The organism is Microbacterium sp. LRZ72, from assembly GCF_033792225.1.
Lineage (GTDB): Bacteria > Actinomycetota > Actinomycetes > Actinomycetales > Microbacteriaceae > Microbacterium.
On sequence record NZ_JANGEX010000002.1, the window covers coordinates 203483 to 224842 of the forward strand.

Annotated in this window: 21 protein-coding genes; 7 read left to right on the plus strand and 14 right to left on the minus strand. The window is 70.9% G+C overall.

Going from position 1 to position 21360, the window contains the following annotated elements; translation table 11 throughout:
* Window positions 1-179 precede the first annotated feature (179 nt).
* The 6 genes from M4I32_RS03440 to M4I32_RS03465 form a co-directional block, all read right to left on the minus strand.
* Entirely contained in the window at window positions 180-1097 is a 918-nt protein-coding gene (locus tag M4I32_RS03440; RefSeq protein WP_319033088.1) for an ABC transporter substrate-binding protein, read from the minus strand.
* Between the two features lie 100 nt (window positions 1098-1197).
* A complete protein-coding gene (locus M4I32_RS03445; RefSeq protein WP_319033089.1) occupies window positions 1198-1923 on the minus strand; it encodes an ABC transporter permease in 726 nt (241 codons plus the stop codon).
* The gene (locus tag M4I32_RS03450; RefSeq protein WP_319033090.1) at window positions 1920-2612 is read right to left on the minus strand and encodes an ABC transporter permease; all 693 of its coding nucleotides are present in this window, start codon (window positions 2610-2612) and stop codon (window positions 1920-1922) included. Before M4I32_RS03450 ends, M4I32_RS03445 begins: the two co-directional genes overlap by 4 nt.
* Window positions 2609-3433 carry an ABC transporter ATP-binding protein gene (locus tag M4I32_RS03455; RefSeq protein WP_319033091.1) on the minus strand — a complete coding sequence of 275 codons (825 nt, stop codon included), beginning with the start codon at window positions 3431-3433 and terminating at the stop codon, window positions 2609-2611. The genes M4I32_RS03450 and M4I32_RS03455 overlap by 4 nt, the downstream gene beginning before the upstream one ends.
* Before the next feature lie 48 nt (window positions 3434-3481).
* On the minus strand, window positions 3482-3784 hold the full coding sequence (locus M4I32_RS03460) for a DUF427 domain-containing protein (RefSeq protein WP_319033092.1): 303 nt from the start codon (window positions 3782-3784) through the stop codon (window positions 3482-3484).
* A 110-nt stretch (window positions 3785-3894) separates the two neighbouring features.
* Complete coding sequence (locus tag M4I32_RS03465) at window positions 3895-4257, minus strand: rhodanese-like domain-containing protein (RefSeq protein WP_319033093.1); 363 nt, start codon at window positions 4255-4257, stop codon at window positions 3895-3897.
* 90 nt (window positions 4258-4347) lie between these two features.
* Here M4I32_RS03465 and M4I32_RS03470 point away from each other — a divergent pair, with 90 nt between their 5' ends.
* Complete coding sequence (locus M4I32_RS03470) at window positions 4348-5583, plus strand: DUF2254 domain-containing protein (protein ID WP_319033094.1); 1236 nt, start codon at window positions 4348-4350, stop codon at window positions 5581-5583.
* Window positions 5584-5651: 68 nt separating this feature from the next.
* On the opposite strand, the gene M4I32_RS03475 is transcribed toward M4I32_RS03470, so the two are convergent.
* From M4I32_RS03475 to rsmA, 3 genes are read right to left on the minus strand one after another with little or no spacing between them, the layout of a single operon-like run.
* Window positions 5652-6560, minus strand: a complete 909-nt coding sequence (locus M4I32_RS03475; RefSeq protein WP_319033095.1) for a 4-(cytidine 5'-diphospho)-2-C-methyl-D-erythritol kinase — start codon at window positions 6558-6560, stop codon at window positions 5652-5654.
* Between the two features lie 20 nt (window positions 6561-6580).
* On the minus strand, window positions 6581-7648 hold the full coding sequence (gene mgrA / locus M4I32_RS03480) for an L-glyceraldehyde 3-phosphate reductase (RefSeq protein WP_319033096.1): 1068 nt from the start codon (window positions 7646-7648) through the stop codon (window positions 6581-6583).
* 9 nt (window positions 7649-7657) lie between these two features.
* Window positions 7658-8509, minus strand: a complete 852-nt coding sequence (gene rsmA, locus M4I32_RS03485; RefSeq protein ID WP_319033097.1) for a 16S rRNA (adenine(1518)-N(6)/adenine(1519)-N(6))-dimethyltransferase RsmA — start codon at window positions 8507-8509, stop codon at window positions 7658-7660.
* A gap of 135 nt (window positions 8510-8644) precedes the next feature.
* Here rsmA and M4I32_RS03490 point away from each other — a divergent pair, with 135 nt between their 5' ends.
* Window positions 8645-10069, plus strand: coding sequence for a sugar porter family MFS transporter (locus tag M4I32_RS03490; RefSeq protein ID WP_319033347.1), 1425 nt, complete (start codon window positions 8645-8647; stop codon window positions 10067-10069).
* A gap of 118 nt (window positions 10070-10187) precedes the next feature.
* On the opposite strand, the gene M4I32_RS03495 is transcribed toward M4I32_RS03490, so the two are convergent.
* Together M4I32_RS03495 and metG are read right to left on the minus strand one after the other, a co-directional pair.
* Window positions 10188-11081, minus strand: a complete 894-nt coding sequence (locus tag M4I32_RS03495) for a TatD family hydrolase (RefSeq protein ID WP_319033098.1) — start codon at window positions 11079-11081, stop codon at window positions 10188-10190.
* Window positions 11082-11171: 90 nt separating this feature from the next.
* Window positions 11172-12749 carry a methionine--tRNA ligase gene (gene metG, locus M4I32_RS03500; protein ID WP_319033099.1) on the minus strand — a complete coding sequence of 526 codons (1578 nt, stop codon included), beginning with the start codon at window positions 12747-12749 and terminating at the stop codon, window positions 11172-11174.
* 242 nt (window positions 12750-12991) lie between these two features.
* Here metG and phnD point away from each other — a divergent pair, with 242 nt between their 5' ends.
* From phnD to phnE (M4I32_RS03520), 4 genes are all read left to right on the plus strand, one after another.
* Window positions 12992-13975 carry a phosphate/phosphite/phosphonate ABC transporter substrate-binding protein gene (gene phnD, locus M4I32_RS03505; RefSeq protein ID WP_319033100.1) on the plus strand — a complete coding sequence of 328 codons (984 nt, stop codon included), beginning with the start codon at window positions 12992-12994 and terminating at the stop codon, window positions 13973-13975.
* Between the two features lie 64 nt (window positions 13976-14039).
* On the plus strand, window positions 14040-14855 hold the full coding sequence (gene phnC / locus M4I32_RS03510) for a phosphonate ABC transporter ATP-binding protein (RefSeq protein ID WP_319033101.1): 816 nt from the start codon (window positions 14040-14042) through the stop codon (window positions 14853-14855).
* Window positions 14852-15661 (plus strand): phosphonate ABC transporter, permease protein PhnE, encoded by an 810-nt coding sequence (gene phnE / locus M4I32_RS03515; protein ID WP_319033102.1) that lies wholly within the window; start codon window positions 14852-14854, stop codon window positions 15659-15661. Before phnC ends, phnE (M4I32_RS03515) begins: the two co-directional genes overlap by 4 nt.
* The gene (gene phnE, locus M4I32_RS03520; protein ID WP_319033103.1) at window positions 15661-16524 is read left to right on the plus strand and encodes a phosphonate ABC transporter, permease protein PhnE; all 864 of its coding nucleotides are present in this window, start codon (window positions 15661-15663) and stop codon (window positions 16522-16524) included. Before phnE (M4I32_RS03515) ends, phnE (M4I32_RS03520) begins: the two co-directional genes overlap by 1 nt.
* A 49-nt stretch (window positions 16525-16573) precedes the next feature.
* On the opposite strand, the gene rsmI is transcribed toward phnE (M4I32_RS03520), so the two are convergent.
* Window positions 16574-17389, minus strand: a complete 816-nt coding sequence (gene rsmI, locus M4I32_RS03525) for a 16S rRNA (cytidine(1402)-2'-O)-methyltransferase (protein WP_319033104.1) — start codon at window positions 17387-17389, stop codon at window positions 16574-16576.
* A gap of 40 nt (window positions 17390-17429) precedes the next feature.
* On the opposite strand from rsmI, the gene M4I32_RS03530 reads away from it, so the two are divergent.
* Window positions 17430-19004: a dolichyl-phosphate-mannose--protein mannosyltransferase gene (locus tag M4I32_RS03530; protein WP_319033105.1), complete on the plus strand. Its 1575-nt coding sequence runs from the start codon at window positions 17430-17432 to the stop codon at window positions 19002-19004.
* Here the strand turns inward: M4I32_RS03530 and M4I32_RS03535 are convergent.
* Window positions 18991-20859, minus strand: a complete 1869-nt coding sequence (locus M4I32_RS03535) for a thioredoxin domain-containing protein (protein ID WP_319033106.1) — start codon at window positions 20857-20859, stop codon at window positions 18991-18993. The two genes, M4I32_RS03530 and M4I32_RS03535, sit on opposite strands and share 14 nt — an antisense overlap.
* Window positions 20860-20946: 87 nt before the next feature.
* Window positions 20947-21360 carry a metalloregulator ArsR/SmtB family transcription factor gene (locus tag M4I32_RS03540; RefSeq protein WP_319033107.1) on the minus strand — a complete coding sequence of 138 codons (414 nt, stop codon included), beginning with the start codon at window positions 21358-21360 and terminating at the stop codon, window positions 20947-20949.

Sequence of the window (21360 nt, forward strand, 5' to 3'; positions counted from 1 at the left end):
CTCCAGGTTAGGCGACGCAGCCGCGCGCCCGCTCCAGCCGCACGATGTCCCACCTTTTCAGGCCAACGCCGACCGGTGCGATGAAAAGGTGGGACATGAGAGGCGGGCGGATGCCGCGGCCCGGGCAGCGCAAGGCGCCCGGGGCCGAAGCCGCCGGGCGCCTCACGAGCGTGCAAGCCTCACATCAGGCCGTTGGTCTCCAGGAACTGTGCTGCGATGTCCTCGAGCGACATCTGCTCCTCGGTGCTCTGCACGTTGAGCGCGACGAGAGTCTCGGCCGTCAGGGCGGCGCTGACGTCGTTGATGACGTCCGCCACCTCGTCCGCAACGTCGGCGTTGACCACCGGCACGACGTTCGAGGCGAGGAACAGTCCCTCGGGGTCCTCGAGCACGACGAGGTCCTCGGTCTCGATCCGGGGATCGGCCGTGAAGATGTTCGCCACGTCGACCGTGCCGGCGATGAGGCTCTCGAAGGTCGTGTCGCCGGTCGGCGAGAACTCGACATCGACGCCGTAGATATCCGCCAGGCCCTCGGGACCGTACGGGCGCTCCTCGAGCTCGGGCGGCCCGCCCAGGGTCACGGTGCCGTCCACGTCGGCGAGATCGCCGATGGTCGTGAGACCGTTGGCCGCGGCGAAATCGGCGGTCACGGTGTAGGAGTCCTGGTCGCTGGCCTCGGCGTAGTCGAGCACATCGAGGTTCTCGGGCAGCGCCTCCTGCAGCGCCGCGTAGACGTCCTCCGCCGTGCGCGCGTCGGTCTCGGGGTCGTAGTACTGCAGCAGGTTTCCGGTGTACTCGGGGAACAGCGAGATCGCGCCCGACTCGAGCTCGGGGACGTAGGCGTCGCGCTGACCGATGCTGAACTGGCGTTCGACATCGATTCCGGCGTTCTCGAGCGCCTGCGCGTAGATCTCGGCGATGATCTCGTTGGAGTAGTACGCCTGCGAGCCGACGACGATCGTGTCGGTGGATGCCGCGTCACCGTCGCCGCTCGTGTCTTCGTCGAGCGGGTTGCTGGAGGAGCATCCGGCGAGCACCAGGGCGGCGCTCGCGGCGAGCGCGGCTCCGGCGAGGAGCCTGTTCTTCGCTGTGGACATGCTGTTCTTCTCTCTGTGTGTGCGGATGGGTCTCAGTGTGCGGATGGGTCTCAGTGTGCAGATGGAACGGTGCAGATGGATCTGTGCGGAGGGGACAGGGTCAGGCCGCGGCCGCGCGTGCGCTGCGGCGGCGGGAGGGGGTGCGGGCGCCGTGCCGGCCGGCGCGCACGCCCCGGGGCACCACGAGTCGCTCGGCGACGCCGAAGATCGCGTCGAGCACGAGGGCGAGCACCGCGACGAGGATCGCGCCCGCGAGCACCTGGTCGAAGCGCCGCAGCGGGATCCCCTGGATGATGTACTGCCCGAGGCCGCCGAGGTTGACGTAGGCGGCGATCGTCACGGTCGCCACGATCTGCAGCGTCGCCGCACGCAGGCCCGACACCAGCAGCGGCAGGCCGAGCGGCACCTCGATGCGCCACAGGATCTGCCACTCGGTCATGCCCATGGAGCGGCCGGCATCGACGACCCGGCGATCGACCGCCTCGAACCCCGAGTAGGCCCCGGCGAGGATCGAGGGGATGCCGAGCAGCACGAAGGTGATCACTGCGGCGAGGGTGGTCTGCAGCACGCCGAGCAGCAGCACGAGCAGGATCAGCAGACCGAACGATGGGACAGCGCGGGCCGCGCCCGACACCGCCACCGCGATCTCGCGGCCGCGCCCCGTGTGCCCGATGGCCCACCCGACCGGGATCGCGATCGCGGCGGCGACGAACACCGACAGGAACGTGTACCAGAGGTGCTCGGCGGTGGCGACGGGGATGCCGGTCGGTCCGCTCCAGTGCGCCGGGTCGACGAGCCACGCGAAGGATTCTGCGAGAAGGTTCACGCGGTCACCTCGGAGGCGGCGAGGGCGCGGCGCGCCCGGCGGGCGACCCGGCGCGAGGGCTTTCGCGCCCACGGCATGAGCGCGCGCCCGGCGAGCACCAGCAGGTAGTCGATCAGGAGGGCGATCACGACGACCGCGACGACCCCGGCGAACACCTCCGGGATGATGCGGCGCTGCAGGCCGTTGGTGAAGAGGTAGCCCAGGTTCGTCACGCCGATCAGGATGCCGACGGTGGCCAGCGAGATCGTGCTGACCGCCGTCACCCGCAGCCCGGCGAGCACCACCGGGCCCGCGAGCGGGAACTCGACGGCGAAGAAGCGGCGCAGCGATCCGTAACCCACGGCGGTCGCGGCCTGACGCACCCCGCCGTCCACCGACTGCAGGCCGTCCGAGACCGACCGCACCATGATCGCGAGCGCATATATCGTGAGCGCGATGATCAGGTTGGTCTCGCTGATCGCGCTGTAGCCGAAGATGGTCGGCAGCAGCATCAGCAGCGCCAGCGAGGGGATCGTGTAGAGCAGGCCCACGACGGTGATGAGCCCGCTGCGCAGCAGCCGGAAGCGGAACGCGACCCAGCCGATCGGCACCGAGAGCACGAAGCCGAGCACGATCGCCACGACGCTCTGCCTCAGGTGGATGAGGGTGAGCTCGCCGATCAGATCGAGACTGTCGAGCACCCAGCTCACGACGCGGGCTCCTCCACGAGCGCACCCTGCGTGCGCCCCTCGGCGTCGACGACCACGGTTCCGTGCACGGTCTCGCGAAGGCGCAGGGCCCGCTTGCCCTTGTCGGCACCGACGAAGCTCGCCACGAAATCGCTCGCCGGATTCTCGAGGATCTCGGACGGTGTTCCGACCTGTGCCACGTCGGCGCCCTTCTCGAGGATCACGACCTGGTCACCGAGCAGGAACGCCTCGTCGATGTCGTGCGTGACGAACACGGTCGTCTTGCCGAGCTCGCGCTGCAGCCGCAGCAGCTCCTGTTGCAGCTCGGCGCGCACGATCGGGTCGACGGCCCCGAACGGCTCATCCATCAGCAGGATGTTGGGGTCGGCCGCGAGTCCGCGTGCAACCCCGACGCGCTGCTGCTGGCCACCGGACAGCTGGCTCGGGTAGCGGTCGGCCATCGTCCGATCGAGGCCGACCGTGTCCATCAGCTCGCGCGCGCGCTCGCGCGCCTCCTTCTTGGGGACCCCGCCCAGCACCGGCACGGTCGCGATGTTGTCGATGACGGTGAAGTGCGGCATGAGACCGGAGTTCTGCATGACGTACCCGATGGAACGGCGCAGCGCGACGGGAGGCCGGTCGGCGATGTCCTCGTCGTCGATCGAGATCGATCCGGACGAGGGCTCGACCATGCGGTTGATCATCCGCAGCAGCGTGGTCTTGCCGCATCCGGACGACCCGACGAGCACTGTCGTATCGTGCGAGGGGAGGACGAGGCTGAAGTCCCCCACCGCCTTCGTGCCGTCGGGGAACACCTTCGACACGTGCGAGAACTCGATCATGAGCGCTCGCTCCTCATCGGCGGATGCTGCGGGCGGCCTCCGCCGCGCTCACTCGACGACCTGCACGCTCGGCGAGAACGCGACATAGCTCGCGAAGTCCTGGCCGACGCGATCGACGGCGCCGGGGCGCAGCTCGTGATAGGCGAAGGCGGCGTCGTCCACGAGGCCCTCGTCGGTCTGGAGGGAGTAATACTGCACGGGCCCCTTCCAGGGGCATGTGTACGGCGTGGGGCTCTCGACGAGCATTCCCTCGGCGACACTTGCGGGCGGGAAGTACCAGTTGCCCTCGATGCGGATCAGATCCTGCTCGGGTGCTTCTGCGATCACATGATCGCCCCAGACTGCGCGCATGATTCCTCCTTAGGGGGACGTGTACCGAGCCTAGCGGCCGCCGACGACGCCCGGCCGGAACTTGCCGCGATTGCGCGAGGCCGGTACGGTTCGGGGCTTCTCCCCCGCCCTCAGCCCGTCACGACGGGGATGCCCGTGGCTTCCTGGGCCTCGCCGAACGACCCGAGGTCGGTCACGTCGCCGAACCCGAGATCCTCCATGCGCTCGGCGGCCTGCGCCGAGCGGTTGCCGGTGCGGCAGTAGACGAAGTACTCGCCATCGGGATCGAGCTGCGACATCCGCTCGTCGAAGTCGGATGCCGAGACGTCGATGTTGACCGCGCCCTCGAGGTGCCCCTCGTCGTACTCCGCGGGGGTGCGCACGTCGATGATCACCGCATCGGGCCCGACACCTGCCTCTTCGCCCACCGCGCAGGCTGCCAGCGCACCCGAGAGACCGAGCACGAGTGCGAGAACGGCGAGGAGACGGCGCATGCCTCGATCCTACGAAGGCGGGGCCGGGGTGGGGCCGTCGCGGGAGGAACGCGCGGGGGTTCTAGGGTGAGGGGCGGAGAGAGGTGACGCATGGGCGACTGGCTGGTGCTGCTGAAGCGACTGGTGCGGCAGATCTGGTTCCGGGCGGCGATGTTCTGCGCGGCGGCCGTCGTGCTGGCGCTGCTGTCGGCCCTGCTCGGCGAGCTGCTCCCCCAGGCACTCTCCGTCGACCTGGGCCAGAACTCGGTCGACAGCATCCTGCAGATCATCGCGACGTCGATGCTGGCGGTCACGACGTTTTCGCTGGCCACGATGGTCTCGGCCTACAGCGCGGCCACGACCACGGCCACGCCCCGTGCCACACAGCTGCTGATCGCCGACCCGACGTCGCAGAATGCGCTGTCGACGTTCGTGGGCTCTTTTTTGTTCTCGATCGTCGGCATCGTCGCACTGTCGACGGGCTACTACCCCGAACAGGGGCGGACCGTACTCTTCTTCGGCACGCTCGTGGTCATCGCGATCATCGTGATCACCCTGCTGCGCTGGATCTCGCACCTGGCGACGTTCGGCCGGATGGCCGACGTCATCGACCGCGTGGAGGCCGCCGCCTCCGACGCGCTGCGCGGATTCGCGCAACGCCCCCACCTGGGCGCGCGGCCCGCGGAGCGAGTGCCCTCCTCGGCCCGCCCCGTCTACGCCGAGACGAGCGGCTTCGTCACCACCGTCGACGTCCCGGCGCTGCAGGAGTGGGCCGCCGGCGCCCGCGCGAGGGTGCATGTGCTCGCGATCCCCGGACGAGCCGCCGACAGCTCGTCGCCGCTCGTGCGCGTCGAGGGCGCTCTGGACGAGGATGGCGAGCGCCGCGTGCGTCGCGCCTTCCGGGTCGAGGCCCACCGCACGTTCGAACAGGACCCCCGAATCGGCCTGATCGCGTTGAGCGAGATCGCCAGTCGCGCCCTCTCCCCCGCCACGAACGACCCCGGGACGGCGATCGAAGTGCTCGGCGCGCTGCAGCGCGTGTTCCGGGAGCTCGACACGCCCGTCGCCGATGAAGACCCGTGTGACCGCGTGTTCGCGCCGCGCCCCGTGCTGCGCGACCTGATCGAGGATGCCTTCCGCCCGATCGCGCGCGACGGCGCCGCGAACATCGAGGTGCAGCTGCGTCTGCAGAAGACCCTCGCCGCCCTCGCCACCGCCTTCCCGCAACACGCCGGAGAGTTCTTCCGCTCGGCTGTCGCGGCCCGCCGACGCGCGGATGCCGCGCTCGATGATCGCGACGATCGTCGTCTTCTGAGGGACGTGGCGCGCGACGCCTGGGCCCCGTGAGCTGAGGCCGACGGGGCGACCGGACCGCAAGCCGCGCGCTGGCGTGCCGGGGCCGCTCTCGACGCGGTTCAGCCGGTGACCACCCGGGCGCCGGGAACGGCGCCGTAGGCGACGTGCGCATCGAACCCGTCGGCGGCCAGCGACCCCGCGACATCCGCCGCCGCCGCCTCATCCGCGCACAGGAACGCCAGGGTGGGGCCCGACCCCGAGACGATCCCGGCGAGCGCCCCGGCACGTTCGCCGCTCACCAGCACATCGGCCAGATCCGGTCGCAGCGCGAGCGCCGCCACCTGCAGATCGTTGCGCAGCGCGGCGGCGAGCGCCGCCGGGTCGCCGGCCCGCAGCGCATGCAGAACGTCCGGCTCCACGCGCGGTCCGGCGGCGCTGGGCTCGATGTCGAACCGGTGCCGCTCGCGGTGCCGATCGAGCGCGCCGTAGACCTCGGGGGTCGACAGCCCCTCGGATGCGGTCACGAACACCCAGTCGAAACGGCCCCGGGCGAGCGCCGAGCTCAGTTCGTCTCCCCGGCCGGTGCCGACCGCCGTTCCTCCGCGAAGGGCGAAGGGCACGTCGGCGCCCAGCCGCGCGGCCAGCGCGTGCAGCTGCGCCGAGGTCAGGTGCGTGTCCCAGAGGGCGTCGCACGCCACCAGAGCCGCCGCGGCATCCGCGGACCCGCCCCCCATACCGCCCGCGACCGGCACGGCCTTGTGGATCTCGAGATGCACGCCGCCCGCGTACCCCGTCTTGGCCGCGAGCAGGCGCGCCGCGCGCACCGCCAGGTTGCGGTCGTCCCGGGGCACCCCCGACACATCGACCGGCCCACGGACGCTGACGGAGAAGCCCTCGGCCGGGGTCGCCCAGATGTCCTCGCAGAGCGACACGGCCTGAAACGCGGTCGCCAGCGCGTGGTAGCCGTCGGGCAGCACCCGGCCCACCTCGAGGAAGAGGTTGACCTTGCCGGGCGCACGAACATGCACGCGGGCTGCGTCCGGACCCGTCACAGCGTCGACGACTCCGCCCACAGGTCGACGTCGATCCCATCGGACAGGCCGTCGATGCGCTCGAGCTCCTCGGTGTCGAACGCCGGGCCGGCGAGAGCGGCGATGTTCTCGTCGATCTGCTCCGGGCGCGAGGCGCCGATGAGGGCGGAGGCGACGACGTCGTCGCGCAGAACCCACTGCAGCGCCATCTGCGCCAGGCTCTGGCCGCGCTCCTTCGCGATCACGTCGAGGCCGCGCAGAGTCGCGATGCCGCGCTCGGAGAGGCTCTTGTCGGGAAACGACCAGCGCTTCTGCGCGCGTTCGGCGGGGGCGTCGCCGAGGTACTTGTCGGTGAGCAGCCCCTGCGCGAGCGGCGTGAACGCGATCGCCCCGAGCCCCTCCTGGCGCAGCACCCCGGTCAGCCCGTCCTCGACCCATCGGTTGAGGATCGAGTACGACGGCTGGTGGATGACGAGGGGAGTGCCGAGCGAGCGGGCCACGGCCGTCGCCTCCGCCGTGCGCTCGGCGCTGTACGACGAGATGCCGACGTAGAGCGCCTTGCCCTGGCGCACGAGCGTGTCGAGCGCCCCGATCGTCTCTTCGAGCGGCGTCACCGGGTCGGCACGGTGGGAGTAGAAGATATCGACGTAGTCGAGGCCCATGCGCGTCAGCGCCTGGTCGGCGCTGGCCAGGAGGTATTTGCGCGACCCGAAATCCCCGTACGGGCCCGGCCACATCTCGTACCCGGCCTTCGACGAGATGATGAGCTCGTCGCGATACGGCGCGAGATCCTCGCGCATCATGCGCCCGAAGTTCGTCTCGGCGGAGCCGTAGGGCGGTCCGTAGTTGTTCGCCAGGTCGAAGTGCGTGATGCCCCGATCGAACGCGTGGCGCAGCAGCGCGCGCTGGTTGTCGAAGGGGATGTTGTCACCGAAGTTCCACCAGAGCCCCAGCGAGATCGGTGGCAGATAGAGGCCGGAGGCGCCGACCTGTCGATACGTCGTCCGGTCGTACCGGTCGGATGCCGCGGCATACGGACGGTGGACGTCGGGGACGGAGGAGCGGAAGCGCGGTGAGTCGGTCACCGCTCCAGGCTAGCGATACAGAGCCGCCCGGGCGATGCGCACGAAGTCGTCGATGGTGAGCTGCTCGCCTCGGGCCGTGGGAGCGACGCCCGCCGCCTCGAGCACCTCGGTCGCCGCTGCGGAGGAGCCGCCGAGCACGCCCGCGAGCGCCTGCCGCAGCATCTTGCGCCGCTGCTGGAACGCCGCGTCCACCACCGCGAACACCCTTCTGCGCTCCTCGTCGCTGCCTCGCGGCTGCTCGTCGCGCTCGAACGCGACGAGCACGGAATCGACTCCGGGCACGGGCCAGAAGACCTGACGCGACACCGTGCCGGCGAGCCGCCATGCCCCGTACCAGGCGGCCTTGACGCTCGGCGCGCCGTAGACCTTCGAGCCCGGCACGGCGGCGAGCCGTTCACCGACCTCGGCCTGCACCATCACGACGCCGCTCGCCAGGTGCGGGAACGTCTCGAGCAGGTGCAGCAGCACCGGGACCGACACGTTGTAGGGCAGGTTGGCCACCAGCACGCGCGGGTCGCCGGGCAGATCCACGACCCGGAGGGCGTCGGCATCCACCACCGTGAGAGCGCCCTCGGGCACGCCGTGCGCGCGAGCGGTCTGTGCCAGGCGCGCGGCCAGCCGGTGATCGATCTCGACCGCGGTCACCGCGGCCTGCGCCTCGAGGATCGCCAGCGTCAGCGACCCGAGACCGGGTCCCACCTCGACGACGCGGTCACCCGGGGCGACGCGCGCGATCTGCACGATGCGCCGCACCGTGTTGGCGTCGACGACGAAGTTCTGCCCGAGCTTCTTCGTCGGGGTCACGTCGAGATCGGCCGCGAGCGCGCGGATCTCGGATGCCCCGAGCAGGGTGATCGTCATGCGTGGTGTCCTCCGAGACCATCATGACCGCTCCGCGGCACGCGGATGCACGCGCACTGCCGCGCGCACCGCATCCGCGCCGATAGTGTGTCGCTCGTGAGCACAACCGGCACCATTCCCACGGCAGCCTTCTCGATGAAGAGTCCCTTCGGCCGAAGGGCGGTTGCGCTGTCGATCGCCGCCGCCGTCGGCGGCTTCCTGTTCGGCTTCGACTCGTCGGTCATCAACGGCGCCGTCAACTCGATCGAGAACCAGTTCGGCCTGAACGACGTCGTCACGGGCTTCGTCGTGGCCGTCGCCCTGCTGGGCTGCGCCCTCGGTGCCGTGCTCGCCGGCGTGATGAGCGACCGGTGGGGCCGCCTGCGGGTCATGATGATCGGCGCCGCGCTGTTCTTCGCCAGCGCGTTCGGGTCGGGCCTCGCCTTCTCGGCGATCGACCTCACCGTCTGGCGCTTCATCGGCGGTCTCGGCATCGGCATCGCGTCGGTCGTCGCCCCCGCGTACATCGCCGAGGTCGCGCCGCGCCAGATCCGCGGCACGCTGGGGTCGCTGCAGCAGCTGGCGATCACCCTCGGCATCTTCGGCGCCCTGCTCTCCAACGCCATGCTCGCCGGTGTCGCGGGCGGCTCGTCCGAGACCCTGTGGCTGGGCCTCGAGGCCTGGCGCTGGATGCTGCTGGTCGAGGCCGTACCCGCCCTCGTCTACGGCGTGCTCGCGTTCACGATGCCCGAGTCGCCGCGCTACCTGATCGCGAAGGGCCGCTACGACGACGCCCGCGCCATCTTCGCCCGGCTCGTGCCGAAGGCCGACCTCGAGCAGACCATGCGCGATCTCGAGCGGATGATCAAGCAGGACCGCGAGACCAAGGGAGTGTCGCTGCGCGGCCCCCGGCTGGGGCTGCAGCCGATCGTCTGGGTCGGCATCATCCTGTCGGTGTTCCAGCAGTTCGTCGGCATCAACGTGATCTTCTACTACTCGACGACGCTGTGGCGCGCCGTCGGGTTCACCGAGCAGAACTCGCTGCTGATCAGCGTGATCACCTCGGTCACCAACGTGCTCGTCACGATCGTGGCGATCGTGCTGGTGGACCGCGTCGGCCGCAAGCCGATCCTGCTGACGGGGTCGGTGATGATGGCGGTGTCGCTGGGGGCGATGGCCCTGGCGTTCTCCTTCGCCTCGGGCAGCGGCCAGGACGTGAGCCTTCCGGGGGCGTGGGGCCCGGTCGCCCTCATCGCGGCGAACGTCTTCGTCATCGGGTTCGGCGCCTCGTGGGGCCCGCTCGTCTGGGTGCTGCTCGGCGAGATCTTCCCCAGCCGCATCCGGGGCAAGGCCCTCGGCGTGGCCGCGGGCGCCCAGTGGATCGCGAACTTCTTGATCACGGTCAGCTTCCCGGCGATGTCGGGATGGTCGCTGCCGCTGACGTACGCGATGTACGCCGTGTTCGCCGGACTGTCGTTCGTGTACGTGCTGCTGAAGATCCCCGAGACCAAGGGCATGGAGCTCGAGCAGACCGAGACGCTGTTCACGGGCAAGCCCAAGCTCTCGCGCACGGCCCCCTGACGGCACGACAGCCGCCAACCACCCGTGCTCCGCTGTCGCACATCGACCGTCCGCGGGCGGTGACGCGTCGATCCGCGACAGGCGAGCCCCTGTGCGACGGGATGCCGCGGCGGGGCGGTCAGTCCTCGAACGCGCCGTAGACCTCGAGGGTGTTGGCCGCAAGCTGCGCGCAGAGCTCATCGACGCCGAGGCCGAGTTCGGCGGCCATGAAGCACACCGTCACCGGCACCAGGTACGGCGCGTTCGGCCGACCTCGGTGCGGCATGGGCGTGAGGAACGGCGCGTCGGTCTCGACGAGGATCCGCCCGAGCGGCGTGACCGCGAGCGCGTCGCGAAGGTTCTGGGCGTTCTTGAAGGTCACGTTGCCCGCGAACGACAGCCAGTACCCGCGATCGGCGGCGAGATGCGCCATCTCGGCGTCGCCCGAGAAGCAGTGGAAGACGGTGCGCTCGGGCGCTCCGACCCGCTCCAGGGTCTGCAGCACCGCATCGTGGGCGTCGCGGTCGTGGATCTGCATCGCGATGTCGTGCTTCTTGGCCAACGCGATGTGCGCCTCGAAGCTCTCGAACTGCGCCGGCCGCCCGGCCTCGTCGGTGCGGAAGAAGTCCAGCCCCGTCTCGCCGATCGCGCGCACCCGCGGCTGCGCCGCGAGCTCGTCGATCACGCCGATCGCCTCGTCGAGACGACCGGCATCGGCGTACCCGGGCGCCTCGTTCGGATGGATCGCGACCGCGGCGAGCACACGGGGATGCGATGCGGCGGCCCACGCCGACCAGCGTGAGGAGTCGATGTCGCCGCCGGCCTGCACGACCCCCGCAACGCCGGCCTCGGCCGCGCGGTCGAGCTGCTGCTCGAGCGTGAGCGGATCGTCTCCGTCGGCGATCTCGAGATGCGCATGGTTGTCGTACACCGGCACCGCCAGCGGCTCGGGGGCGTCCGGGTAGCGGATGTCGCGGCGCCCCTCCTGGGTGCGCTCACGCACGTACTTCGACGGATCGGTCACCTCAGCCATACATGTCCCACCTTTTCATCCCACCCGGCATCGGAAGCGTGAAAAATCGGGACATCACCACGCGGATGCCGGGGACCCGTGCCGGAGCGGTCACTCGGACTGTTCGACCCGCGGGAACAACGGCGCGAGCGCGCGGGTTCGCGTGCCCGCGGGCAGGATGCCCCACGTGCCGGCCTCGCGAAGCGGCTGCTCCTGCAGCGGCCCGAGCGCCTCGTCGGCGCCGAGCGCCGTCCAGAGCTTGGCCGTCGACTCGGGCATGACCGGCGAGAGCAGCACCGCGAGCGCGCGGAGTCCCTCGGCGCAGGTGTACAGCACGGTGCCGAGCCGGTCCCGCTGCGCGTCGTCCTTGGCCAGCGCCCACGGCTCCATGTCGGTGATGTAGCCGTTGAGCGCATCGACGATCGTCCAGATCGCGTCGATCGCCTCGTCGATGCGAAAGCGCTCCATCGCGGCATCCGCGATCTCGGCGGCATCCGACACCGTCTTCTGGATCGCCGTGTCGACGTCCGTGTACGCGGATGCGGGCGGCACAGTGCCGTCGAAGTACTTGCCGATCATCGCGACCGTGCGCGAGGCGAGGTTGCCGAACCCGTTGGCGAGCTCGGCCTGGTACCTCGCCGAGAGGTCCTCCCACGAGAACGAGCCGTCCTGCCCGAAGGCGATCGCCGAGAGGAAGTAGAACCGGTAGGCGTCCGATCCGAACACGTCGGTGATCTCGGTGGGCGCGATGCCCGTCAGCTTCGACTTGGACATCTTCTCGCCGCCGACGAGCAGCCAGCCGTGGGCGAAGACGCCGTGGGGCACCTCGACGCCGGCTGCCATCAGCATCGCCGGCCAGATGACGGCGTGGAAGCGCAGGATGTCCTTGCCCACGACGTGATAGGCGGGCCAGCGGCGGGCGAAGGTCTCGGGGTCGGCGCCGTATCCGACCGCGGTGGCGTAGTTGAGCAGCGCGTCGACCCACACGTAGATGACGTGGGAGGAGTCCCACGGCACCTCGATGCCCCAGTCGAAGGTCGAGCGCGAGATCGAGAGGTCCTTCAGGCCACTGCGCACGAACGAGACGACCTCGTTGCGCGCGGACTCGGGGCGGATGAAGTCGGGCTGCGAGCGGTACAGCGCCAGCAGCGGCTCGACGAACTCGCTGAGCTTGAAGAAGTAGTTCTTCTCCTGCAGCAGCTCGAGCGGCTTGGAGTGGATGGCACAGACCTTGAGGCCCTCGAAAGCTCCCGTGCCGTCGACGATCTCGGAGTCGGGCTTGAACTCCTCGCAGCCGACGCAGTACAGGGCCTCGTACTCGCCCGCGTAGATGTAGCCGCGGTCGTAGATGGCCTGCAGAAAGGTCTGCACGCGCGTCTCGTGACGCTCCTGCGTCGTGCGGATGAAGTCGTCGTTGGCGACGTCGAGGGTCTCGAGCAGGGGGAACCACGACTCGGCGACGAGCTTGTCGACCCACTCCTGCGGCGTCGCTCCGTTGGCGGTCGCCGCGCGGATCATCTTCTGCCCGTGCTCGTCGGTGCCCGTCAGCATCCAGGTGTCGTCCCCCGCCTGACGGTGCCAGCGCGCGAGCGCATCGACGGCCACGGTGGTGTAGCCGTGCCCGATGTGGGGCACGTCGCTGGGGTAGTAGATCGGCGTGGTGATGTAGAACGAGCGGCCGGATGTCACCCGTCGATTCTAGGCGTCCCGTCCCGGTGCCCTTCCGCCCGCCGAATCCGGCGTCCCGGGGTCGACGCGCGGGCCGCGAGGAGAGGCGATCGCGGACAAAGCGTCCAGTCGGTTACAAGCGTGTGAACGAACCGTTCGGCGCAGGATCACGGGGTTAGTGTCGGAATCGCCGCCGCACCGGCGTGCGCATCACATGTCCACACGCCGCCCGGTACAGCCCCGGGCACCCACCAGGAGGAACCATGAAGCTCAGGATGCCGGCAGCGCTCGCCGCGGCCGCCGCCACCGTCCTCGTCCTCGCCGGATGCGCCGGAGGCGCCGATGATTCCGGCGACGCCGAGCCCGCGGGAGAGGACCCGACCGAACTCGTGCTCGGACTCGTCCCCTCGCAGGACGTCGATCAGCTCGTGCTCGATGCCGAGGAGCTCGGCACGCTGCTCGAGGACGAGCTCGGCATCCCCGTGACCGCCGAGGTCACGACCGACTACACCGCTCTCGTGACGGCCATGCAGGCCGGTCAGGCGCAGATCGGGATGTTCGGTCCCATCGCCCTGGTGCAGGCGGCCGACGAGGCCGGCGCCGTGCCGGTCCTGCAGTCCGTGCGCTACGGTTCGAGCACCTACGTCACCCAGTGGTACACCAACGACCCCGACCGGTTCTGCACGGACGAGGTCGTCACCGACGATGAGGGCTTCACCTTCTGCAACGGCGTGCTGGATGCCGAGAGCGGCCCCGTGGGCGAGGATGCACTGTCGGAGATCACCCAGGACGAGACGATCGCGTTCGTCGACGAGGGCTCGGCGTCGGGCTACTACTACCCGGCGACGCAGCTGCAGGAGGCCGGCCTCGACCCGTTCGCCCTGAACGGCGCCTTCTTCGCCGGGGGCCACCCCAACGCCGTGCTCGCCGTCGCCGACGGCAGCGCGAGCGTCGGCGTGAGCTTCAACGACGCCCGCACCGAGGTCGTCGAGGAGCAGCCCACCATCGGCGAGGACGTGACCGTCTTCGCCTGGTCGACCGAGATCCCCAACGACGGCATCGCGGTCTCGGCCGACCTGTCGGAGGAGATGCAGGAGAGCATCACCGAGGCGTTCATGGCCATCGCCGAGACGGAGGACGGCCTGGCCATCCTCGACGCCGTGTACAACATCGACGGGTTCGCCCCCGCCGACCTCGACGCGCTGGACGCGGCACGACAGGTCGAGCAGAACTTCGGCGAAGAGTGACCGTCGGGGGTCCGGTCCGCGCCGCGGGCCGGACCCCTTCCTTCATGAGAAAGCACCGCACCGCGTGATCAGATTCGACGACGTCAGCGTCACCTACCCCGGCGGCACGAAAGGCCTCGACGGCGTGACCCTCGAGATCCCCCGCGGACAGTTCGTGGTCGTGGTCGGCCTTTCGGGCGCCGGCAAGTCCACGCTGGTGCGCACGATCAACGGCCTCGTCCCCGTCTCGAGCGGCACCCTCGAGGTCGAGGGCCAGCGCGTCGACGGCGCGTCGCGGCGAAAGCTGAGGGCGCTGCGCACGCGCGTCGGGATGATCTTCCAGGCCTTCAACCTGGTCGAGCGCGCCTCGGTGCTCACCAACGTGCTCACCGGCCGGCTGCACGCGACGCCGGCATGGCGCGCGCTGTTCGGAGCGTGGCGCAAGCCCGACATCGAGCTGGCGTTCCAGGCCCTCGAGCGCGTGAACATCGTCGAGAAGGCGTACACCCGGGCCTCCTCCCTGTCGGGTGGACAGCAGCAGCGCGTCGCGATCGCGCGCGCGCTCGCCCAGGAGCCCGCCGTGATCCTCGCGGACGAGCCGGTCGCCTCGCTCGACCCGCCGACCGCCAACCTCGTCATGCGCGACCTGCAGCGCATCAACCGGGATCTGGGGATCACCACCGTCGTCAACCTGCACTTCCTCGACCTGGCGACGTCCTACGCCGAGCGGATCATCGGGATGCGGGAGGGGCAGGTGGTCTTCGACGGCACCCCCGCCGAGACCAATGAGGCGGTCTTCGCCGAGATCTACGGGCGCGCACTCAAATCCGACGACGTGCTCCCCGGCACACCGGCCGGCGGAGAGGCGGAGACCGGCCGGCGCCCGACGGACGCCTCATGAGCGGCTCGACGACCCCCGCTGCGTCGACGACGGCCCGGCCCACCAAGCCGCGGCCGAGACCGTTCTTCATCGTCACCGGCATCGTCGCCGTGTTCATGACGATCTGGTCGGCGGCGCAGATCGACTTCACCCTTGAACCGCTCTTCGTGGGCAACCCGCGGGCGTGGGACATCATCGCGGCCTACCTCTCGCCGAACTGGTCCTTCCTCTTCCGGGTCTGGGACGCGTGGGTCGAGACGATCGTGATGGCGATCCTCGCGACGCTCGCGGGCTCGGCGGTCGGGCTGGTCTTCGCGCTGCTCGCCTCGCGCGCCACGAACCGCTCGCCCTGGTTCGTGCGCCTCGTGAGATGGTTCCTCTCGGTGCTGCGCTCGCTCCCCGAGATCGGGTATGCCTACCTGATGGTGGCGCTCGTGAGCACGGGCACCCTGGCCGGGTTCCTCGCCCTGGCGATCTTCAACGTGGGCATCATCGCCAAGCTCACCAGCGAGACCATCGACGCCGTCGACCGGGGTCCCCTCGAAGCAGCGGATGCCGCCGGCGCGACCAGCGTGCAGCGCTCGATCAGCGCGGTGCTCCCGCAGATCTGGCCCGGCTACTTCTCGTACGTGCTCTACGTGTTCGAGCTCAACCTGCGCGCCTCGGCCATCATGGGCCTCGTCGGCGCGGGCGGCATCGGCGCGGTCATCGCCGTCGAGCGGGCCCGATTCAACTACGACAACGTGTCGGCGCTGATCGTGGGACTCATCGTCATCGTCATCGCGCTCGACATCGTCTCGCGCATCGTACGAAAGCGGGTGCTCTGATGACCGCCCTCGCGCCCGATCCACAGCGCACCGCGCGTCCGACCCCGCCCCCGAAGTGGCCCAAGACGCTCGGCTTCGTCATCGGCGCCCTCGTCATCGTCGTCTGCGTGTGGCTGCTCGACGCCGAATGGGCCCGCCTGCTCGGGCTGCCCGAAGCACTCATCACCTACGCCGGGCTGCTCTCGCAGGGCCTGTTCCTGCCGCCACTCGAGCTGCCGCAGCGGGAATGGTGGCAGATCTCGATCGAGTTCATGCTCGACTCGGTGTACATCGCGTGGATGGGCACGCTCATCGGCGCCGCGCTGTCGCTGCCGCTCGGCTTTCTCGCGGCGCGCAACGTCGCCCCCGCCTGGATCGTCGGCATCACCCGCACCGTGCTCAATGTGATCCGCGCGATCCCCGAGTTCATCATCGCGATCGTGTTCCTGCTGCCGCTGTACGGCTTCGAGCCCACCGCGGGCGCGATCGCCCTCGGCATCGGATCCGTCGGCACCCTCGGCAAGCTCACCAGCGAGGCGATCGAGGGGCTGCGCGCCGGTCCCGTCGAGGCGCTGCGCGCGACCGGCGCGACGCACCTCTCCGTGCTCAGGTGGGGGATGCTGCCTCAGGTGCTGCCCGAGGTGATCGCCTTCTGGCTGTACCGGTTCGAGATCAACATCCGCGCCGGAGCGATCCTCGGCGCCCTCGGCCTCGGCGGCATCGGATTCCTGCTCGATCAGCTCTTCAACGGCCGGGAGTGGGCGCGCCTGGGCATCGCGCTCGTCGTGACGGTGATCATCACGATCGTCGTCGACCAGATCTCGGCCGCGGTGCGCCACCGCATCATCGGCGGCGAGAACCTGCGGGGCGGCGTGTACCTCTGACCCGGGGGCGGGCGTTTCGGCTCGCTCCGCTCGCTCAACGACCGGGGGTTCAGCGAGCGGCGAGCGCGGCCTGGTAGAGCTCGCGGGAGGAGTGACCGGTGACGAGGGCGACCTGCCCGCAGGCATCCTTCATCCGCTCTCCCGCGGCGGTGCGCTCGAGCACCTGCGCGACGGCGACCTCGAGCGGCACACGGCGCGCCTCGGCGCCGGCGACCACGATGACGCACTCCCCCCGCACGCCGGGGGCGGCCCACTCTCCGAGTTCGGCGAGCGAACCGCGGGCGACCTCTTCGTGCAGTTTGGTCAGCTCGCGGCAGACGGCCGCGCGGCGATCCACCCCGAACGCCTCGGCCATGGCCGAGAGGGTCGCGGCCACGCGCGCGGGGGCCTCGAAGAACACCATCGTGCGGGACTCGTCGCGCAGCGACGAGAACAGCGACCGGCGCTCCCCGGGTTTGCGCGGCGCGAACCCCTCGAACGTGAAGCGGTCGGTGGGCAGGCCCGAGACGGCGAGCGCGGTGAGCACGGCGCTCGGGCCGGGGATGACGGTGACCAGCACGCCGCGGGCAGCCGCTTCGGTGACCACCCCATAGCCGGGGTCGCTGACAGCGGGCATGCCGGCGTCGCTGAGCAGCAGCACGTCGCGCTCCGCCGCGAGCGCGACGATCTCGGCCGCCTTCTGCTTCTCGTTGTGATCGTGCAGGGCGATCAGGCGCGGCCGGTTCTCGATCCCGAGGGCCGCCAGCAGCCGCTGCGTCGTGCGCGTGTCCTCGGCGGCGATCACCTCGGCCGCGCCGAGGGCGTCGACGAGGCGACGCGAGGCATCCCCGAGGTTGCCGATCGGGGTCGCGGCGAGGATCAGCACCCCGCCAGTCTCGCACCTGCCCGCCCGTAGGCTGTCCGGTGTGCAGCAGGCGGACGACACGGCGACCGGCGCGAACGCGTCGCCCGCGGCGTACCCCGCTCTCACGCCCTTCGAGCGCGCGCGACACCGCCTGGCGCCCACGCCGGCCGCCGAGCGTGCGTGGCGGTGGGTCGCGCCGACGCTCGTCGCCCTGCTCGCCGGCATCCTGCGCCTGTTCAATCTGGGCACCCCGCGCACCCTGGTCTTCGACGAGACCTACTACGTCAAAGACGCCTGGACGCTGCTGCAGCTGGGGTACGAGGGGTCGTGGCCGGACGACGCCGACGCGGCGTTCGTCGCCGGCGACGTCTCGGGCTTTCTGCCCGACGCCGGGTTCGTGGTGCATCCGCCGCTCGGCAAGTGGCTGATCGCGCTCGGGCTGGGCGGCATCGGCCCCGACAGCGGGTGGGGATGGCGCATCGCGGTGGCCCTCGCGGGCACGGCCAGCGTCGTGGTGCTGATGCTGATCACGCGTCGCCTCACCGGCTCCACGGTGTGGGCGTGCGTCGCCGGCGGCCTGCTCGCGATCGACGGCCTCGGCATCGTGCTGTCACGCGTGGCGCTGCTCGACGGTCTGCTGGCGCTGTTCGTGCTGCTGGGTGCGCTGTTCGTGCTGATCGACCGCCAGGGTCTCGATGACCGCGTCGGCGCCGCGATCGCCGACGGCTCACGGTGGGGCCCGGTCTGGCCGTGGCGGCCGTGGCTGCTCGCGGCGGGCGTGGCGCTCGGCGCGGCGACGGCGATCAAGTGGTCGGGGCTGTACGCGCTCGCGGCGCTCGGCATCTACCTGGTCGTCACCGACGCGCTCGCCAGACGGCGCGCCGGCGTGCGGTTCTGGGCGCAGGATGCCGCGCTCCGCCAGGGGCCCGTGACGTTCCTGTCGCTGGTGCCGATCGCCGTGGTGACCTACGTGGCGTCGTGGACGGGCTGGCTGGCCACCTCGGGCGGGTACGACCGCGGTTCCGACGCCAACCCGCTGGTCGCGCTGTGGACCTATCACCAGGCGATGTACCGGTTCCACGTCGGGCTGACGACCGAGCACTCCTACGCGTCGCCCGCGTGGCAGTGGCCCTTGCTGCTGCGCCCGACCTCGATGTTCTGGAACAAGACCGATCAGGGCGTCGACGGGTGCGACATGGCCGGCGGCTGCGTGCAGGCGATCTCGAGCATCCCGAATCCGCTGATCTGGTACGCGGGCGTCGCCGCCGTCGTCTACCTGGCGGTGCGCTTCGCCTGGCCGGGTTCGGGGCGGGTCCGTGACGCGGGCGCGGCGTTCGTGCTCACCGGGATCGCCGCGACCTACGTACCCTGGCTGCTGTTCCCCGAGCGCACGGTGTTCCAGTTCTACACGGTGGTGATCGTGCCGTTCACGATCCTGGCGCTCGTGCTGGCGCTGCGGCGGTTCGCCGCCGATCGGGACGCGGATGCGGTGCGGCGCACGAGCCGGCAGGGCGTGGTCGTCGTGCTGCTCGCCGTCGCGGTGCTGCTGTCGGCCTTCTGGTATCCGGTCTGGACGGCGATGGAGGTGCCCTACGAGTTCTGGCGCCTGCACAACTGGCTGGTCAGCTGGATCTGATCGCGGGGATGCCGCCGGGCTCGGCGACCGGCAGGCGGCAGACGAACGCGCGACAGTCGTAGGCGCGCGCCGCGCCCGCCTCGGCCTTGCCGGCGAACAGATCGAGACCCGCGTCCGCGAGGGCTGCCGCCGCCGCCGGGGTGACGATCGCGAGCACATCGGCGTCGGCCGCGCGGGCAGCGGCGGCGAGCGGGTCCGCGGCATCCTCCGTCACGACGACGAGCTGCCGCGGCGGCTCGGCCAGCACGGCGGCGACGCGCAGCAGCTCTCCGTGCGCCAGCGGACGGGCGAGGGCGTCGGCAGCGTGGGCCGCCACCGTGCGCGCGGCATGTTCCCGGTACCGCTCGGGCGCCCCGAGCAGCCAGAGGTCCAGGGCCGCCGCGGCGACCGCGGACGGGCCCGACGGCTGGTCCATGTCGGCGGCATCCAGCGGCGCGGACAGCCCCTGCGCCGCGAGGACGGGATCGCCACCGCCCGGGGTGCGCGGCGGGCCGTCGGCCGCGAAGCAGGCGTCGACGAGCTCTCGCGCCCGCCGCACGTAGCGCGCCTGACCCGTCGCGACGCCGAGCGCGGCGAGCCCCCGCGCCAGCTGACCGTGGTCGGCGAGGGTCGCCGCCGCGGGCGAGGGCCGCTGCTCGAACGAGGCGCGCACCAGCATCCCGTCCGCATCGACGTTGTTCTGGAGCACGTCGAGCGCCGCGCGCTCTGCGGCGTCGGTCCACTCCGGCTTGCCCCAGCGCACGGCGGCGCGAGAGAGGGCGCCGATCGCGAGTCCGTTCCACCCCGACACGATCTTGCCGTCGACGGCGGGCGGGGCCAGATCGGACCGGCCCGCGGCATCCCGGGAGTAGTAGCCGCCCTCGTTGCGAACGCCGTCGATGACTGATTCGGAATCCTGGGCGGCCCCGAACCCGTCCGAGGGCTGCTGCAGCACGTCGATCAGGAACGCGGCGATGCCCGCGGCGACCTCGTGGGCGCCGAGCGCCGTCGCGGCATCCAGCAGCAGGGCGTTGTCGGTGAGCATGCGCTCATAGTGCGGCACGGTCCAGTCCCGCCGCGTCGTGTACCGGAAGAACCCTCCCTCGACCGGGTCGCGCAGCTCGGACGAGGCCATCGACGACAGGGCGCGATCGGCGACGGCGGAGGCGTGCGGGTCGCCACCGCGCACGAGGGGCGCCAGCAGGAACCCGAGGGCCGAGGCGATCGGGAACTTGGGGGTGTCGGGCGTGGGCCCCGGCGTGCTCACGAACCCGCCGTGCTCCGGATCCTCCTGAGCGGCGAGCGTGCGGGCGGCGGCGATCAGCGCGCCGGCCGAGGGCGGCGCCGCCTCATCGCCGCCGCCCGTTGCCGGCGCGGCGGCGCGCTCAAGCGCCTCGGCGAGCGCGCGCGCGGTGGCGTCGACCTCGCCGCGGCGAGCGGTCCAGGCATCCTGCACCGCCCGCAGCACGTCGCGGAACGCGGGCACCGGCGGATGCGGCACCGGCGGATAGTAGGTGCCCGCGTAGAAGGGCACGCCCTCGGGCGTCGTGAAGACGGTCAGGGGCCAACCCAGGTGCCGGGTGAACGCCCCGGCCGCAGCCATATAGGCCGCATCGATCTCGGGATGCTCCTCGCGATCGACCTTGATGGTGACGAACCCGGCGTTCAGCAGCGCGGCGATGTCGGGATCGGCGAAGGACTCGCGGGCCATCACGTGGCACCAGTGGCACGTGGAGTATCCGATCGAGACCAGCACGGGCACGTCACGGCGGCGCGCCTCGGCGAAGGCCTCCTCGCCCCAGGGGTACCAGGCGACGGGATTGTCGGCGTGCTGGCGCAGATAGGGGCTGCGCGCGGATTCGAGCCGGGATGCCATTCGCCCACGCTACGCCCGCCCCGCGCACCGCTGCCAGGCCCCGCGCGGTGCTGTCAGGCGCCCCGGTCTTCGGCGCGCGAGGCAGCGTCAGAATTCCGGCGGCGGCGCGTCTGGGGGCGTCCAGGTCGACCGTCCGCGGTTCCCGCGGCGCGACTCCGCGCGCCGCGGCCGTGACCACTGCTCCACGGCCACGGCGAAGGGGTCCGCCGGCGAGTCCCACTCCACGCGCCGCTGCCAGAGGCGGTGCAGTCGTGTCGCCTCGTGGAGTATCTCGTCGATGCCCTCGCCCCTCAGTCTGTAGAGCCGGACGTTCGCCTCGGGTCGCACCTCGGCGAAGCCGGAATCGAGCAGCACCCGCAGATGCCGCGAGACGGCCGACCGGCCGACCCCGTACTCGGTGTGGATGACGTGCGAGATCACGCTTGCGGGGTGTTCACCCGAGGCGAGCACCTCGACGATGCGGCGCCGGATGGGCTCTGCCATCGCTTCGAACGGGTGCAC